The 16,404-nt window shown below is 65.0% G+C and carries 14 protein-coding genes and 1 pseudogene; 10 read left to right on the top strand and 5 right to left on the bottom strand.

The features are described 5' to 3' along the window. Positions 1-6 precede the first annotated feature (6 nt). Genes ACQ143_RS13250 through ACQ143_RS13240 form a run of 3 tightly spaced genes read right to left on the bottom strand, consistent with a single transcriptional unit; the run spans position 7 to position 3,004 of the window. A complete protein-coding gene (locus ACQ143_RS13250) occupies positions 7-1,002 on the bottom strand; it encodes a DUF4432 family protein (RefSeq protein ID WP_449571180.1) in 996 nt (331 codons plus the stop codon). 8 nt (positions 1,003-1,010) lie between these two features. Further along, positions 1,011-2,009: a class I mannose-6-phosphate isomerase gene (locus ACQ143_RS13245; RefSeq protein ID WP_449571179.1), complete on the bottom strand. Its 999-nt coding sequence runs from the start codon at positions 2,007-2,009 to the stop codon at positions 1,011-1,013. Then, positions 2,006-3,004, bottom strand: coding sequence for a carbohydrate kinase family protein (locus tag ACQ143_RS13240; protein ID WP_449571178.1), 999 nt, complete (start codon positions 3,002-3,004; stop codon positions 2,006-2,008). Before ACQ143_RS13240 ends, ACQ143_RS13245 begins: the two co-directional genes overlap by 4 nt. A gap of 44 nt (positions 3,005-3,048) precedes the next feature. On the opposite strand from ACQ143_RS13240, the gene ACQ143_RS13235 reads away from it, so the two are divergent. The 3 genes from ACQ143_RS13235 (at position 3,049) to ACQ143_RS13225 (ending at position 7,730) form a co-directional block, all read left to right on the top strand. Continuing rightward, entirely contained in the window at positions 3,049-3,972 is a 924-nt protein-coding gene (locus tag ACQ143_RS13235; RefSeq protein WP_449571177.1) for a class I fructose-bisphosphate aldolase, read from the top strand. Then, complete coding sequence (locus tag ACQ143_RS13230) at positions 3,969-5,114, top strand: Gfo/Idh/MocA family protein (RefSeq protein WP_449571176.1); 1,146 nt, start codon at positions 3,969-3,971, stop codon at positions 5,112-5,114. The genes ACQ143_RS13235 and ACQ143_RS13230 overlap by 4 nt, the downstream gene beginning before the upstream one ends. 249 nt (positions 5,115-5,363) lie before the next feature. After that, positions 5,364-7,730 carry a hypothetical protein gene (locus ACQ143_RS13225; protein WP_449571175.1) on the top strand — a complete coding sequence of 789 codons (2,367 nt, stop codon included), beginning with the start codon at positions 5,364-5,366 and terminating at the stop codon, positions 7,728-7,730. Between the two features lie 478 nt (positions 7,731-8,208). Here the strand turns inward: ACQ143_RS13225 and ACQ143_RS13220 are convergent. Continuing rightward, positions 8,209-9,359 (bottom strand): IS3 family transposase gene (locus tag ACQ143_RS13220; protein WP_449571174.1). Its coding sequence is split into 2 segments (ribosomal slippage): positions 8,209-9,089 and positions 9,089-9,359, totalling 1,152 coding nucleotides; the frame shifts between segments, so codons are not numbered across the junction. Positions 9,360-9,472: 113 nt separating this feature from the next. Here ACQ143_RS13220 and ACQ143_RS13215 point away from each other — a divergent pair. From ACQ143_RS13215 to ACQ143_RS13205, 3 genes and pseudogenes are all read left to right on the top strand, one after another. Next, positions 9,473-10,270, top strand: a pseudogene (locus tag ACQ143_RS13215) (IS256 family transposase); the annotation flags it as partial. Positions 10,271-10,492: 222 nt separating this feature from the next. Next, positions 10,493-11,689 carry an IS110 family transposase gene (locus ACQ143_RS13210; RefSeq protein ID WP_449571173.1) on the top strand — a complete coding sequence of 399 codons (1,197 nt, stop codon included), beginning with the start codon at positions 10,493-10,495 and terminating at the stop codon, positions 11,687-11,689. 19 nt (positions 11,690-11,708) lie between these two features. Beyond that, positions 11,709-12,278 carry a transposase gene (locus tag ACQ143_RS13205; RefSeq protein WP_449571303.1) on the top strand — a complete coding sequence of 190 codons (570 nt, stop codon included), beginning with the start codon at positions 11,709-11,711 and terminating at the stop codon, positions 12,276-12,278. Between the two features lie 6 nt (positions 12,279-12,284). Here ACQ143_RS13205 and ACQ143_RS13200 read toward each other — a convergent pair whose 3' ends face one another. Continuing rightward, entirely contained in the window at positions 12,285-12,656 is a 372-nt protein-coding gene (locus ACQ143_RS13200; protein WP_449571172.1) for a hypothetical protein, read from the bottom strand. A gap of 73 nt (positions 12,657-12,729) precedes the next feature. On the opposite strand from ACQ143_RS13200, the gene ACQ143_RS13195 reads away from it, so the two are divergent. From ACQ143_RS13195 to ACQ143_RS13180, 4 genes are all read left to right on the top strand, one after another. Continuing rightward, positions 12,730-13,902: a tyrosine-type recombinase/integrase gene (locus tag ACQ143_RS13195; protein ID WP_449571171.1), complete on the top strand. Its 1,173-nt coding sequence runs from the start codon at positions 12,730-12,732 to the stop codon at positions 13,900-13,902. Positions 13,903-13,975: 73 nt separating this feature from the next. Further along, positions 13,976-14,533, top strand: a complete 558-nt coding sequence (locus ACQ143_RS13190) for a hypothetical protein (RefSeq protein WP_449571170.1) — start codon at positions 13,976-13,978, stop codon at positions 14,531-14,533. Between the two features lie 83 nt (positions 14,534-14,616). Beyond that, a complete protein-coding gene (locus ACQ143_RS13185; RefSeq protein WP_449571169.1) occupies positions 14,617-15,192 on the top strand; it encodes a hypothetical protein in 576 nt (191 codons plus the stop codon). 70 nt (positions 15,193-15,262) lie between these two features. Next, on the top strand, positions 15,263-16,237 hold the full coding sequence (locus ACQ143_RS13180; RefSeq protein WP_449571168.1) for a CFI-box-CTERM domain-containing protein: 975 nt from the start codon (positions 15,263-15,265) through the stop codon (positions 16,235-16,237). The last annotated feature ends 167 nt before the right edge of the window (positions 16,238-16,404 follow it).

Here is a 16,404-nt window from a genome sequence, read left to right as displayed (position 1 = left end):
GCTCGATCACGCTACCTCGCGCACGGTGATCATGATCCTATGGTCCCGCGATTGGTTGGGACCGACGGCAGCGTCCCCGCTATCTGTGGTGGCGGCGAGTGGGGTAAGGGGCACGGTGGCCGGTTCCAGCGCCAGCGCCCACCGTCCCCTGGTGGGATATACCCACTGGTGCATGTAGGGAAGGCCCTGCGGTTCCCAGGCCACGTCCACCTCGAGGCCCGACCCGGGACGGGCGACGACGGCATGGGCCCAGCCGTCCGCGCCCGTACGGATTCCAGTGTGCGCGAAGACTGCTTCCACTACGGCGTCACACACCGGCGGCAGCGGCGACGGGGCGGGGACCGCGGTGACGAGGCTGCGGGGCTGCCAATTGTCGGCGTCCACCTGCACGCGGGTGCCGGGTACTGCGACGGGAGGGCCGATGTTGACATGGTACAGCATCTGGACCGGCACCGAGACCGGCCCGGTGTTCTCGACCCGGTCATGCACGCTGATACGTGCGAAATCCGCGCCGGCGTAGGACTCAATGGTGCGCTGGATCGTGACGGAGCCGCCAAACAGGTCATGCACTTCCACCGCGCCTGTCACTACGGTGCGGGCATTGCGGGCATCCGCGACGATGCGTGCCGCCGGGCGGTGTGAGAAGTCGCCATGGAGGCCGTGCTCGGCGGTCGCCGCGCCAATGTGGAATGGCCCGCAGCTGGTCAGCAGGCCGCCGATAAACCGGGACAGCCAGGAGGAACCGGTGGGCTGATCCAGGGGACGCGCGTCCTGTACGGGGGAACGCCACGCGAGGGGAACGCCGCGCCAGGACGCGTATCCGATGTCCAGTCCCCGGGACGCGAGTATTTCGTGCTCGAAGCCGCCCATCACTCTGCTGAGGAACACCCTGGCCGGGTCATTGCTTCCTGGGACTCCGAACCGTTCCACCACCTCCGCCGGAGCGGACGTATGTGCAAGCAGGTGCGCGTCAGCCAGGCTCGCCACGGTGAGCCCGTCCACACTCGCACTCATCGTTGCTCCGGCGCTGGTGGGCGGCAATGCAGGATACGGCCGCTTCCGGCCACTGTCACCGCGCCCGCCGCGGCAGGCAGCAACACGGTCGATCCGGCCACCGCCGCGATGTCGCAAGAATCGGTGCGAAGGCTGACGTCGCCCTCGAGGACGACGATGACCCCGAAACCGGCGGGCAGTACGGCCAGCGAGGGCACCTCGATTAGGTCGAGCCGGAAGAAGGGTGTTGCCGGTTCGACCAGCGTCGGTCCCGGACCGGGAGCGCGGCGGATCAGGGCGTTGAGGTCCTGGAAACTGCGACCACAGCGTTCCACCGCGCGCAACGCCGCCGGGAAACCCAGCCCCAAGTGGCCGTCCTTGGCGCCGTCGAGATTGAATCCGCGCCATTCCAGCAGGATGGACAGATCTTCCGGCTGCTGCACCTCTACCAACAGGATTCCGTCTCCGATCGCGTGCAGCACGCCAGGCGGGACGAATACGGTGTCGCCGGATGCGACGGGAACGGTGTGCATCCGCTCGAGCAGGCATGAGATCTGCTGAGTGCTGACGAGCCGGTGCAGCTCGCCCGCGGACAAGTCTTCCTTCAAACCGAGGAAAATGACTCCGGGCGAGAGGATGTACCAGGCCTCCGCCTTGCCGTGCGCGGCGCCGAGATGCCGGGCCGCGAACTCGTCGTCGGGATGCGCGTGCACCGGCAACCGTTGTCCCGCGTCCAGGAGCTTGACCAGCAGGTTCGGGTCCGCACCGAATGCCCGCAGGTGTGCTTTGCCGAGCCAGAATTCCGGGTCGGACTGAACCCGGTCTGCCAGCAGCGTGCCATCCGGCAGCCGTGACAGACCCTGGGTGTGCTCGCCTCGCACAGTAGTTACTGACGCTACCCAGTCCTCGGGGGTATTCGGCAGCGCTGACGAGTCGCGGCGGAACCTCGCGATCGCCGCACCGCCGGCATAGAAGCGGTCCCGCGGCTGATTGGCGGGGAGAACGATAGGTTTCATTGGGCCTCGCTCGTAGTTCCGTCACGGGTGGGGATGGTGTAGGCGCCGAGCAGGTCGCCCTCGATAACGGCGGCGGCTGTTCGCGCGGCGCGCGCGGTCGTCTCTGGGGGGGACTCGCCGCGGAGGATGCCCGACAGGATGCCCGCCGTCGCGGCGTCCCCGGCGCCGTTGGTGGTGGTGTGCTGGCGCAATACGCTTGTCGGTTGATACACACGGCTGTCCGCCCAGTCTCCGGCGAGCCGCGCCAGGGTCTCCCCGGCGGCAGCCAGTCGGCCGGCTCCAGCGACGCCCAGTGACATTCCGCGCGGCCCATCCGAGACGGTCGCGACCGCTGCTCCCCAGTCAAGGAGCATCTCCACCAGATCTGGCGCGGTGGCGCGCGGTTGGCGAAGCGCGGAGCGTAGATCGTCCGCACTGGGAGTGATGACATCGATCTGCGGCATCGCATCCCGCAGTACCGATTCCCAGTCGACCATGGTCGCGTCATCGACAACCGCCAGATCGACGCTCGTGACCGCGCCCACCTGCCGAGCCCGTTGCAGGAGGACCCGCAGCGCCACCCCGCCGTCAGCGACCAGCCGCGGCAGCAGCGACGGGTAGCCCAAATGCACGATCTCCGCGTCCACAGTCACTTCGGAGCCATCGAACAGCTCGTTCGCACCCACGTAGTGCCAAAAGCTGCGATCGGTGCCCTGCGGCTCGATCACGATCGAATACGACGTGCCAGCTTCAGCGGACACCGTCGGCACGCCGTGCAGGCCAGAGCTGCGGAGTAGGTGCCCGGCGATACGGCCCAACTCATCCGTTCCCACTCGTGCAGCGAGCTCCACGTCATGGCCCAACGCGACCAGTGCCCGGCCGGTGTTGGCAACGCTCCCCCCGAGCGCCACCGACAGCGGGCCCACCGTCGACAGGCGACCAGGCTCGATCGAAAGGGTCCGCAGCGATGGGGTCAGGTCCACACAGACATGGCCGGCGACGACGACACGATTCACGGAGCGCCTCCGGCGAGACACGAGCGGGGTTCGGCTAGACAACGTTGTTCCACGATGTCTACTATGACAGACAGACATCGAAATCCCAAGCCTCGGCCGCGCGCCGACGAACAGGAGTACATCCCATGCAGCCGTACCGCCTCAATAGGCTCTTCAATCCCCGATCAGGCCGTGCGTTCGATGTCGCCGTGGACCACGGGTACTTCGGGGAGCCGTCGTTCCTGGCCGGGATCGAGGACATGACATCGGTCGTGGACACCCTCGTGCATGCCGGGCCCGACGCCATCCAGCTCACCCTCGGCCAGGCGCGGCTGCTGCAATCCATCCCGGGGAAGGCCAAGCCAGCTCTCGTGCTGCGCACCGACGTGGCCAACGTGTACGGCAACCCGCTGGATGCGCACATCTTCAGCAAGCACGTGCCGAATGCGATCGAGGAGGCCGTGCGGCTAGATGCGGTCGCGGTCTGCGTCAACCTGATGCAGATCCCCGGTCGGCCGGAGATCCGCGAGGCGAACATCGAGTCGATCATGGCGCTGCGAGAGCAGGCCACCCGCTACGGCATGCCTCTCATGGTCGAGCCGCTGGTGATGCAGGATAACGAGAAGGCCGGTGGCGGCTACATGGTCGATGGCGACACCGCCAAGGTGACCACGCTGGTCCGTCAAGCGCGCGAGCTGGGCGCTGACCTCATCAAGGCCGACCCGACCGATGCTATCGAGGACTATCACCGAGTCGTCGCCGCGGCGGGGGATGTTCCCGTGCTGGTGCGCGGCGGTGGCCGCGTGGACGACCGTACCCTCATCGAACGCACGGTCGCCGTGCTCGCCCAGGGCGCATCGGGCATCGTGTACGGCCGCAACATCATCCAGCACCCGAACCCTGCGGGGATCACCCGTGCACTGATGGCAGTGCTGCATGAAGACGCCGACGTGTCGGCCGCGCTCGACCTGATCGGAGACCACTCGTGACTGAGACCGTAAACGTGGCCATCGTCGGCGGCGGCCTGATGGGGCGAGAGATCGCCGCTGCCATTCAACGGTGGCCTGCGCTGATCGACCATCCCGTCACACCCCGGCTGACGGCCGTCTGCGACATCAACCCGGCCGCGCTAGATTGGTTCGACGCGATCCCGACGGTGACCACCCGGGTGACCGATTACCGCGAATTGCTCCGGGATGACAGCATCGATGTCGTCTATGTCGCGGTGCGACACGATCTGCACCAGCAGTTGTACGTCGACGTCATCGAGTCCGGCAAGAGCCTGCTCGCCGAAAAGCCTTTCGGCATAGACACCGTCGCCGCCCAGGCCATTCTGGCCGCGGGGCACGCTCACCCGGATTCGTTCGTTCGCTGCTCCAGCGAGATGCCGTTCTTCCCGGGCGCCCAGCTGGCCATCAACTACGTGCTGTCCGGTTCGCTGGGCAGGATCATCGAGGCAAAGAACACCTTCCTGCACAGCAGTGACGTGGACATTGACAAGCCGCTGAATTGGAAGCGCCAGAACAAGTACTGCGGTCGCGGCGGTGTGCTCAACGACCTCGGCATGCACACCTGGCACATTCCGCTGCGCCTCGGCTGGAAGCCCCAATCGGTGTATGGCGTGCTTCAGAACATCGTCACGGAACGGCCCGGGCCCACCGGCGCTGCGGAGCCCTGCGATACTTGGGACAACGCGGTTATCCACAGTTGGGCTATCCACGACGGCGAACGGTTCCCGCTCACCACCGAGACCAAACGGATCGATCCCGGGCAGAAGAACACGTGGGAATTCGAAGCGATCGGTTTGGACGGGGGGGTTCGATTCAGCACAAAGAACCCCAAACTCGTTGAAGTGTTCTCGTTCGACGACATCCCGGGCGTAGGCCGTGAGCAGACCTGGAAGCAGATCGATGTAGGCAGTCAGTCCATCTGGCCGACGGTCACCGGAGCCAACTTCGAGTTTGGCTTCTCCGACGCGATTCTGCAGATGTGGGCGGCGTTCCTCGCCGAGCGCGCAGGCGCCCTAGGCACTCGATTCGGCACCGTGCGACCCGAGGAAGCCGCGTTCACGCACGCAATCTACGACGCGGCGATTCGGTCACACGACACGGGCAACAGGGTTCGCCTGTAGCCGGGGAGTTGCAGAGAGCTACTTGGCGATGGTGGCGTCCTCAAAACGACGAGACACCGATGTCCCGATGCTGCCGATGTCAAAGTCCGAACCGTACGCGGCGCGGCTCTTTGGTCGCACGCATCACGTCGACCGACAAGCAACCGAAGGTGAGCATTCATGATCGTGAAACGAGTTGGAAAGCAGCGGTTGAGGGCCACAACGTTGCAGCGCAGATGGTCCGATAAACCCGCAATCAGACCCATCGCGATGATGCTGGCGTCGGCGCTATTCGCGGTACTGAGCCCGGTCATCAGCGTGCCGACGGTTGCCTCGGCAACCGTCATCGGCGGAGTGGACATGACCGGCGACGCCTCCTTCGACATCGACTCGCTTGCGGATTCCTCCGCGTCCCAGTACCGATGGCACAGCTACCCGGGCTCCCGCCTGACCCTAAACGCCAACCAGGCTTCGGACTCAAAGGCACCTGCCGGGCCGATGGATACGCGGCTCAGCATGAATCTCGGCGGGTGGTTCGGCACGAGCACCGTCAACCTCAACGGTATCGTGCGCACCGAACTTGCCACGCCCGGGGGTGCCCCTGCCAGCGCGACCACGGTCGGCACCACGTGGTATCCGTACAGGATCGGGTTCAACGCTAGCTACGGTAGTCCGGGTAGTACCATCGCCGGCTATGACTTCATGAAGGACGCGCAGTCCACGATGATTCGCGTCATGCAGGTGAACGCGACAGTGAACAACGAGGTCGTGCTGAGCGGCGCCGTGCCCGGATCTGGAGGCGCGCAGTGGATCGGCGGGACTGACAAAGTGGTCTTGGTCTCCGACAGCAAGTACTTCTACGCGGTGCACGTTGTTTCTCTCGACGGAGGCGACCTCGCACCCGTCGAGCTGCTGGAAACCGCTACCGTCAGCGGAGGGAATTGGACCTACCGGAAGGCGTTCGCTGGATCCGGGAATCTGGGACTGAGTGTCGGAGTGGCGGCGGCTTCGGAAGGAAGCGCGGCGGCGATCACTCGCGCAAAGGCAGCCTTCGATCAGCCGGTAGTTACCAGCCTGAACCAGGTGAAGGCTGACTTCTCCGGCTGGTTGAAGGCGGCCCCGGCGCCCACCAACTGGGGCATCTCTGGAATCGACGCGAAGGGAGTGACCGCCCAGCAACACGAGAAGATGTACTACTCCGCTTGGGCATTTCTGTTACAGGGGCTTGTGGATTCGTTGCCGGAGAATGCCAGTACCTATCCCTACCCGCAGGTAATGGCAGGGAAACCATCGCTGTGGAATTTCGGTAGCGACGCAAATCCCGGAACCGCGCAGTGGGAGAGCGCGTTCGGATACCAGATGCTGTCGTTCCTGATGCCGGACCAAGCTTGGCAGTCCTACCTCGGGTTGCTTTCCGAGGTAGATGCCAATGGCATGATTGGCGGGGAATCGTTGCCGACACGACTGGCGCAGACGGCATGGATGCTGTATCAGAACTCTGACAACGCAACCTACCTGGCCAGCGCCTATGCTGACTTGAAGCGATTCTTGGACTGGGCAGAGGACAACCCACGGTGGATTTGCTGCGGTCACGACATACCCGAGGAGAAAGACCTTAACTTCATCTCGTCCTGGCTGTTCGACACCGAGTTCGCGATCAAGATTGCCAACGAACTCGGCCTCACCGCAGACGCCACCATGTGGCAGACTAAGCGCCTCGCGATGATCGCCGAACTCGACGACTGGTTTTTCCAGGAACCAGACGTTATCTACGGCGTGAGTTACCAGTACACGGCCATCCCTAAGGAATGGTCGATCGGAAACGACATGTTTAAGTCTACCGCTCTGTCAATCTCTGGTCTGCCCACCAACCAGATGGACAGGATGAAGGAATTCTTCGCCAGTATCCACCGTCCTGACGACAACTTGGACAATTTCCATTACCACAAGTACCCCGACGTGAACCTGATTATTTATGGTCTGCTTGGGAACGGCGGTCACGTGCAAGCGCAACAATTCACAAAGTCTGCCTTGCGGGACGTGATCCGAGGTAAACAGTTCGGAGAGGTGCTCATTCCCACAGCCACCGGTGTAAAGGTCGACAGTGTCGCACCGAGCAATTTCACCGCCGCCGAAGCGATCGAACTAACCTGGCTGCTGAACGGCCTTCGCCTCGATTCCGGCGCCCCAGTCGCCTTCACCTTCGACACTTCGAGCATTCCCGTCCCGAACGTGCCCGATGTCTTCCCGGTGATCGATAGCTTCGAGGACATTAGCGATTGGATGAACCCATACAACTCATTCATGAGCGCGACCGGCGGCGCGGCGGTGGTCCGGTATGAAGACGTCGACGGCGGTGCTGTCGGATATGGGATGGTGCAAAAGCAGGTCACCTACGACGTCGGCGCACACCCCCAGCTGACTATCGACGTCGGTGCGGTGTACGGCTCAGCTCGCTGGGCGCTGAAAGTCAACGACGGCAGCGGGGACATCACGCTGGAGCCAGACTCCAATCAGACGGGCCAGTTCACCTACAATCTCGCGTCGGTGACGAACTGGACTGGCACCAAATCCTTCAATGTGCGGATATATGCGGTTAACGGCATGGTCCAGGTTCAGCACATGCAAGCACAATAGGACCGAGATGGCGGCCGTCCAGTAGCAGAGGCCGTCGTCTCGCAGGCGGCGGGGTCGAGTGTGGAAGTTCGGCCCCGCCGCGATCCGTTTCGTCGAGTGGTTCGCAACGATCTTCTGAGGTTTCCGGGGGACCGGCGGCTCGCACTCACGAGTGTCCGGCGCCGGGGCTCATCAAGTTCACGAGGTTGCCCCAGCCGACAAGCTGCACAACGGACGTCAATCGCGATGACCTGGACGCTCACTCCTCGAACGCCTCAGATCCACACTGTCGCCGCCGAATGCCATCGGCCGTCGGCCAGGTAAAGCGTGGGCAGAGAGGCCCCCGTTTCGGCGCCACGCCCGGATGCGCCCGGGTGTTTTGATGAGGGGAGTTAGTAGTGCCCCTTAAAGTGGTGTAGCGCGCGGTGACCGGTCCCGTCTTGAACGTGGGCGCGGTCACCGTGTGGTCCTTCGAGGAAACTCTCATGGGCCGCCCCCGTTATTCGGTCCGGACGGTGTGTGAGTCGTCGGTTTCGATTTGATGGGTGCATTGCCGAGCGTACTCGGCTGGGGGTAGGTAGCCGAGCGAGGAGTGCCGGCGGTGATGGTTGTACTCGTCCTTCCAGTCGCCGATCACGACCTGCGCGTGCAGTAGCGAGTAGAAGCTGTTGATGTTGACGCACTCGTCGCGGATCCGGCTGTTGAATGACTCGACGTACCCGTTGCGCCACGGCGAGCCCGGAGGGATGTAGGACAGGCCGGTGCGGGTGCCGGCCCAGTCGGCCATCGCTTCGCTGATGAACTCCGGCCCGTTGTCCGACCTGAGCACCGCCGGGGCGCCCCGGGCGGCGACGAGGTCCTCGAGGTGGGCGGTGAGCCGGTCGGCGGTGATCGAGCGCTCCACGAGGCCGCCGATGCATTCCCGGGTGTGTTCGTCGACGATCGAGCAGATCTTGACCGGTCGGCCGTGCTCGTCGGCGTCGAACTGGAAGTCCACCGCCCACACCACGTTCGGCGCGTCCGCCGTCGGCGCGTCGACGGTCGAAGATCCGACGCGCTTGCGACGCCGGCGCTGCGGGACCCGGAGCCCTTCGTCACGCCACAGGCGTTGGATCTTCTTGTGGTTCACCACCCACCCCTCGGCGCGGGCGTCGTGGTACGCCCGCCGGTACCCGTAGCGGGGATGGTTCTTCGCCCATGCGCGCAGCCACTCCCGCAGCGCCCGGTCTGGGTCCGTGACCGTGTCGGCGTTGAGCGGGCGTCGGTACGCGGAGCGGCTCAGCCCGACCAGACGGCACGCCATCCGCTCGCTCACCTGCAGTATTCTGATCAGGTGAGCGACGGCGGCGCGGCGCCTGCCCGGGCCTAGAAGTTTCCCTCAGCCAGCTCCTTGAGCGCGGCCTTCTCCAACTCCGCCTCGGCGAGCAGCCGCTTCAGGGTCGCGTTCTGCTTCTCGAGCTCCTTCAGGCGCTTCGCGTCGTCGGCCTTGAGTCCGCCGTATTGGTTACGCCACCGGTAGTACGTCTGCTCGGACACCCCGAGCTCTCGGCACACCGCCGCGACATCCGCACCGTCGGCGAGCATCCTGTCGGCCTGCCCGAGCTTGCGGACGACCTGTTCCGGGGTGTGACGCTTCCTGCTGTTCGTCATGATCTGACCAGTCTCCCTGCCCGCGACCGCGGGCAACAGGACGACTCGCATAACGACCGGACCTACGAAACGGGGTCAGCCCACTCACATCCCACTCGAAAGGCATCATCACGATGACCGCTCCTCATATTGTCGACCCTGCCCGCCTGCTGGGTGAAGCCCTCGCCGATTCGTCGCCGGATCTGATGCGGCAGTTGCTGCAGACCATGATCAACGCGCTGCTGTCCGCCGACGCGGACGCCGTGGTCGGCGCGGAATGGGGTCAGCCGTCCCCGGATCGCTCGGCGCAGCGCAACGGCTACCGGCACCGCGACCTGGACACCCGCGTCGGCACGATCGACGTCGCGATCCCGAAGCTGCGCACCGGAACGTACTTCCCGGAATGGTTGCTCGAGCGCCGCAAACGCGCCGAGACGGCGCTGATCACCGTCGTCGCGGACTGCTACCTCGCCGGGGTCTCCACCCGCCGGATGGACAAGCTCGTCAAGACCCTCGGGATCCACTCGCTGTCCAAGTCGCAGGTGTCGCGGATGGCCGCGGACCTCGACGAACACGTCGACCAGTTCCGCCACCGCCCGCTCGGCGACGCGGGACCGTTCACGTTCGTCGCCGCCGACGCGCTGACCATGAAGGTCCGCGAAGGCGGCCGGGTCATCAATGCCGTCGTGCTCGTCGCGACCGGGGTAAACGCCGATGGGCGCAGGGAAGTCCTGGGCCTGCGGATTGCGACCAGCGAGACCGGCGCAGCCTGGAACTCGTTCTTCGCCGACCTCGTCGCCCGCGGCCTGGGCGGGGTCCGCCTGGTCACCAGTGACGCCCATGCCGGGCTCGTGGAGGCGATCGCGGCGAACCTGCCCGGCGCGGTCTGGCAACGCTCACTCGTCAACATGGGTGGTGGCGGGATCGTCCCGCTGGTTCATCCTCACCGTCGGGAGAGGACCTTGGCAGCGTGACCTTTGAGGTCCAGCGGCAGACCTGTCCCTCCCGGCGGTGGCGGATTCCGACTGGCTAGTGGGAGTCGTGCCCCGACAGCGGGAGCACCTGAGTGAGCGTCCAGAGGAGTTCGTCACGAGGCGGACCCCTCGTTCGAAGGAGAAGCGCTCATGCAAGACCTCAACTCGCCAACGTGGCCGGTGTTCGCCGGCATCGACTGGGGCGGTGAGAACCACCAGCTCTGCGTTGTCGCGCCCGACGGGAAGCGGCTGCTCGAAACCCGCGTCAGTCACGACGTCGCCGGGCTCCACCAACTCGACCAGCACCTGAACGGCTTCGGGCCGCAGGTCCCGATCGCGATCGAACGCTCTGAAGGGCTGCTCGTTGAGCATCTCCAAGAGATCGGGCACGTGGTGTTCCCGGTGTCTCCGAGGATCTCCGCTCGAGCGCGGGAGCGTTACAAGGTCGCCGCGGTCAAGGACGACCGGTTCGATGCGTTCGTGCTCGCCGACACGCTCCGGTTCGATCACGCGCACTGGCGCCCACTGTCTGTCCCGTCGCCGCTTCTTGCGGAGATCAAGGCGCTCACACGCGACCGCGACCGGCTCCTCGAAACGCAGCAAGCGACCGAGAGCCAGCTGCGGATGATCCTCGAGGCCTACCACCCCGCGCCAGTCCGGCTGTTCTCGTCCGTCGACCGGCAGATCACGCTGTCGTTCGTGACCGACTATCCGACGCCGGCGAACGCATCGCGGGTGAAGACCACCAGGATGGCCGGGTTCCTTTCCCGCCACCACTACACCGGCCGAGTTCCCGCGCAGACCCTCGCCGACCGGATGCGACAGAATCTGCTCTCCGGCTCCCCGGGAACGGTTGCGGGCAAGAGCTTCTCCGCTCTCGCGTTCACCCAAGTGCTGCAACTGCTCAACACTCAACTCGCCGAATATGACGATGCGATCGCCGCGGCCACGGCGGAGCACCCGGACGCGGTGATCTTCGCCAGCTTCCCCGGCATCGGACCCGTGCTGACCGCGGTACTGCTCTCCGAGATCGGTGAGGACCGGGCCCGGTTCCCGCAATCCGAAGTGCTGCTCGCCGAAGCCGGCCTCGCCCCGGTCACCCGCTCCTCGGGCAGGTCCCGGTCGGTCAGGTTCCGCTACGCCGCGAACAGCAGGCTGCGAGAAGCGACCATGTGGTGGGCGTTCAACTCCATCAAGCTCTCACCCTGGGCGGCCGCCGCGTTCCGCGACGCCCGTGACCAGAAGGGCCAGCGCTATCACCGCGCACTCCGCGGCCTCGCCGCCCGTTGGACCCGCATCCTCTGGCGCTGCTGGACCAACCACGAGACCTACGACCCGGCCCGCCACGGCTCAGCCGCATTGATCACCGCCGCGTGATCGCGCACCCCGCGAGCCGCTGCCCGACACCCGGGGCCGAGCGGCGCCTTCAGCGCGCCCACGCAAACACACACAGATCTGCACCCAGTTGACAGTGGGAGTCTGCCGCACCCACTACGCGGCGAACCTGATGTCCGTCACACCGAAGGCCATGTGGCCGGCGGTGAAGGCGATGCTGCACTCGGTCTACGACCAGCCCGACAAAGACGCCGTGAACGCACAGTTCGACCGGCTCCTGGACTACGTCGAAGAGAAGCTCCCCGACGCGCACGAGCACCTCGACGCGGCCCGGGCGGACATCCTCGCGTTCACCGGGTTTCCCGAGGGCCTCTGGCAGCAGATCTGGTCCAACAACCCGAACGAACGCCTCAACCGGGAGATCCGCCGCCGCACCGACTCGGTGGGCATCTTCCCCAACCGCGACGCGATCATCCGCCTCGTCGGCGCCGTGCTCGCCGAGCAGACCGACGAGTGGGCCGAAGGGCGCCGCTACCTCGGCCTCGAGATGCTCGCCAAGTCCCGACTGACCCTCGTCACCGAACCCGAGCCGGAGGTGAACACCGACCCCGTCCTCGAACTCAGCGCCTAACCAATCTCAACAGCAGAAGGACCACCGACCGTTACACCACCACCCGGGGCTTGACCCATGCGGATCGGACGGGCACAGGACCCACACGCCTTGCGCGGCGCCGACGAGTGCTCCACGGAGGGCTGTGAAATGAGCGCTGGGGTACACCTGGCGTGCCTCGATCGCCGTCCGAGCGAGTCGCAGATGTTCTCCGGCGACGACCAACGAGATACGAGACGCTTCACTGATGGGATGCCACGGGAACAGCGCATCGTCGGCGGCCAGCAAGCTGCCGCCCTCGGGTTGTTCCGGTGGCATCTTCTTTGCGCGTGCCTGCCAACCATCGAGATCGGTGTAGGTGTCGCGGATCGCGCTGAGCCAGTGTTCAGTGGTCGTCACAATCTCAATGATGACTGCCGCATGGGACGCTCACATTTGCACCGACGTCTGTGGCCCACGGCAGACTGTCGGCATGGGTTCCGCGTACTCGTACGACACGAAGGCTGGCAAGCGCTGGGAGGCGAGGTACCGGAAGCCCGACGGCAAGACGGCTCGCAAGGGCGGCTTCCTCCGTAAGCGCGACGCCGAGGCGTACATCGCCGAGATCGAGGTATCGAAGTCCGCCGGCACCTATATCGCTCCGAGCGACGCGCACGCCACAGTCGCGGCGCTGGGCGCGGAATGGCTCGTCGCCCACCAGACCGGGGTGAAGCCCTCGACCTACCATTCGGACGAGAGCTCGTGGAGGATCCATGTCGAGCCGAAGTGGGGAGCTCGACGTGTCGGCTCGATCCGGCACACCGAGGTCGCCGCGTGGATCGCCGAGCTCGCCGCGACCAAGTCGCCAACGACGGTGAAGCGGTGCCACGGAGTGCTGGCCACCATCCTCGGCGGCGCGGTGCGTGATCGGCGGATTCCAGCAAACCCGGCACGCGAGGTGAAGACGCCGAAGAAGTCGAAGAAGCCGAAGCCGTTTCTCAGCCACAAGCAGGTGGAGCGTCTGGCAGCGGCATCCCGCTATCCCGATGTCATCCGCTTCACCGCGTACACCGGCCTGCGCTGGGGCGAGGTCACCGGGATCAGAGTCCGGAACGTCGACGTCATGCGGCGTCGAGTGCTGATCGAAGAGAACGCGGTCGAAGTCAACGGACACGTGCAGGTCGGCACTCCGAAGACGCATGAGCGGCGCGCCGTGGTCTACCCGGCGTTCTTGGACAAGTCCGTACGTGCTGCGGTGAAGGGTAAGGCGGCCAACGATTTGCTCTGGCCGGCGGAGTTCGGAGGATACCTCCGGCCGGGCAACGCCGTCTCCGGGTGGTTCGCGGGTGCGGTGAAGAGGATTCGCGCCGAGGATGCCAAGGCTGCAGCTGAGGCGAAGGAGCGTGGAGAGGAAGCGCCGCCGATCATGCCTCGGGTCACTCCGCATGATCTGCGTCACACCGCGGCGTCGCTCGCGATCAGCGCCGGAGCCAACGTCAAAGCGGTTCAGCGGATGCTCGGTCATGCGAGCGCGGCGATGACACTCGACACCTACGCCGAGCTTTTCGAGGACGATCTCGACTCCGTCGCGGTGGCGCTCAACGAACATCGCTTCGTTGCCCTGCGTGGGCGAGTTGCGGACTCTGACGTCGGCGGACAACTATGAGCTGTGCGGCCGAAGCGCGGGCGCACTTCGATCGGCGGACGTCATACGCCCGCGTTCATGCGGAAGGGTGTTGATGGACTTCTGGGGAGTCGTTCTCATCGTTGGCGGGGTCATTGTAGGGATCTGGCTCGTCTGGAAGCTCATCGGTGGGATTGCGAATCTGGCACTGTCCGGGCATGATCGTCGCCTCCGGGAGAGCCCACAAGGCGTTGCCATCGCCACGCTCGCTGCGCGGTCGGGAGCGAACGACGGATCGCCGCAGTCGAAGGAGAAGGCGGCGAGGTTCTTCGCTGATCTGCTGAGGCACAGTCCGTTCGATCTCGACCTAGACGATCTGACCATTGACGAGGTGATCGAGGGGTACAGCATCGCCGTGCGAACGAGCCAGTTTCCCATCGCGGTCGAGGCCGCGTACGCGGTCACTGGGGGTTCCTCTTACGAAGAAGTGGAGCACTGGTCCAAGTCTGACGTCGGAGTCGCGCTGGCAAGTGCGTTTGTCGCGCTCTTTCCGAAGTGGCCGTCGCGGCATCGGACTTCGTCGCTGGAGGTCGCGCGCATGGAGCGCGGGCGCTGGGCAATGATCATGGTGCTTCTCGAAGAGCGCGCGCAGCGTGACGGGCTTCTCCAATGACTTCTCGCTCGCGGGCGGCCGGCTTGGCATTCCTGGTTCTGTCATCGGCCACGGTGATGGCCGCATGCAGTTCGGGGTCGAGCATGTCCACGTATGCGCCGCCTTCTTGCTCACAGTTGCTTTCGGCGGCGATCTCGTACGAGAGGTCCGGAACTGGAGACGTCGACTCAGTCATGCAGGCGTTGAGTGACGCCTGCTCAAACGAGTACGACATCGCGGTCGACTATCTCTCCAACGCCATCGACAGCGAGTTCAAGATTGACTCCTGCGAAGAACTCCTCGGCTACAACATGCGGGAAGAATCGGTTGCGCTTCTCGAGGAGGATGGGTATTGCACGTTCGGGGTGACCGAACTTCCCGCCGCCGAGGAATGGCCGGACGGCGGCCTCGGGTGGGATCGCGCACGGGAGAATGCTGGAACCGTTCAGCGTGTGTGCGGCCCGCTCATGAGCGTCCGCGAGACTGCCGACGGAACCTTCGTCAACGTTGGGCGTGACTACCCTTCCGCGGATCGGTTCACATTCATCTTCTGGGACGTCTCGCTCCAACCGATCGAAGCCGACGCCACGATCTGCGGCAGTGGCGAAATCTATTTGTACGAAGGCGTTGTCGCTCAGATGGAGATGTGGGACCCGGGCGCACTTGAGATCTGGCGCTAGGCGCGTTCGCTCGGTCACCTCTAGGCTGGTCGTGCAGTTCATTGTTGCGTCCCGACAGCGAGGATCTCGGATGCCTGAGTGGTACCAAGTCGGTCTGCCAGACCACCTGACATGGCACAGCAACGCGCCGTTCTGGCGCTCAGCGGTGATTGCGGAGTCGAGGAAGACAGAGCCTTCCGCCTTCGCTGGACGCAACCTGCTCCGGGTGTTCCAGCCTCTCCACACTCAGTACGGCGTCGTGCTCGACCTGATCTTGGTTCTGATCGATGTGCCTCGAGAACGCGTGCTCCTAGCAGCGTTCCCAGGCTTTCTCGGGATGACTACCGGCGCTGGCATCCCGATGCCGACGGAGGAGCAGCGTGAGGCGATGCGGCGCGGAGAGAAGGTGTCTGCTAGCGACGTTCCGATCCTCGGTGGAGACAAAGGATTGCGCGCCGCCGCTGCCGCTGCCGAACAACGGATCGCAGCGGAGAGCGGCGTGCGACAGGTCGGCATCCTCGGGCCGGACGGAGACAGATGGAGCGTGTATCTGCAGGAGCTCCCTGCCAGAGCCCCTGATTTCCTTGAGGCAGACGGTCACACGCTCACCCAGCAGGGAGCCCAGCGGGTGGAGCGGTTTGTGCGCGGGGTCGTAACGGCGGCCCGCGAGTGGGTACCCGAAGGCGACGGATCGCGACGTGGTGACGTTGTTGTCCAGGTCAAGCACGCCTCGCCGGTCACAGGGCCGACGTTGAAGGAGTCTCTTGCCCCTTCCGAGTCGCCTGCGCAGGCGCCAAAGTCCGGAGGCTGCTACGTGGCGACGGCCGTGTACGGTTCCTATGACGCTCCCGAAGTATGGGTGCTACGCCGATGGCGCGATGACAAACTACTTAAGTCCGTCGGCGGTCGCCTTTTCGTACGCAGCTACTATGCCACTAGCCCCTGGGTCGTCCGGAAAGTCGGTCGCCACACCTGGTTCACTCGCGCGGCGCGACCATTAATCGGCAGACTCGTCGGTCGACTTCGCCGACGCGGTGTGTCTGCCCTCCCATATTCCGGCCTTTGAGCGCGCAAGGCCGCGCGGCCGTCGACATCCACCGGAGCGGTCTTGCGCACGGACTGGCGAGCGCGCAGCGGTAACGCAGCGGTAACGGAACTTCTGCGCGACCCCGTTTTCAGGTGTGCGCACATGTGCCCAACTTCCGCGGAATCACGCGGATCGCGCCGGTCGTG

This window comes from Microbacterium pollutisoli, from assembly GCF_053586795.1.
This window is presented reverse-complemented; position numbering and strand designations above follow the sequence as displayed.

Coding starts and splice junctions, on each gene's coding strand:
- ACQ143_RS13245 (WP_449571179.1), bottom strand. CDS start 2,009: ATGAAACCTATCGTTCTCCCCGCCAATCAGCCGCGGGACCGCTTCTAT.
- ACQ143_RS13225 (WP_449571175.1), top strand. CDS start 5,364: ATGATGCTGGCGTCGGCGCTATTCGCGGTACTGAGCCCGGTCATCAGC.
- ACQ143_RS13195 (WP_449571171.1), top strand. CDS start 12,730: ATGGGTTCCGCGTACTCGTACGACACGAAGGCTGGCAAGCGCTGGGAG.
- ACQ143_RS13190 (WP_449571170.1), top strand. CDS start 13,976: ATGGACTTCTGGGGAGTCGTTCTCATCGTTGGCGGGGTCATTGTAGGG.
- ACQ143_RS13185 (WP_449571169.1), top strand. CDS start 14,617: ATGTCCACGTATGCGCCGCCTTCTTGCTCACAGTTGCTTTCGGCGGCG.
- ACQ143_RS13180 (WP_449571168.1), top strand. CDS start 15,263: ATGCCTGAGTGGTACCAAGTCGGTCTGCCAGACCACCTGACATGGCAC.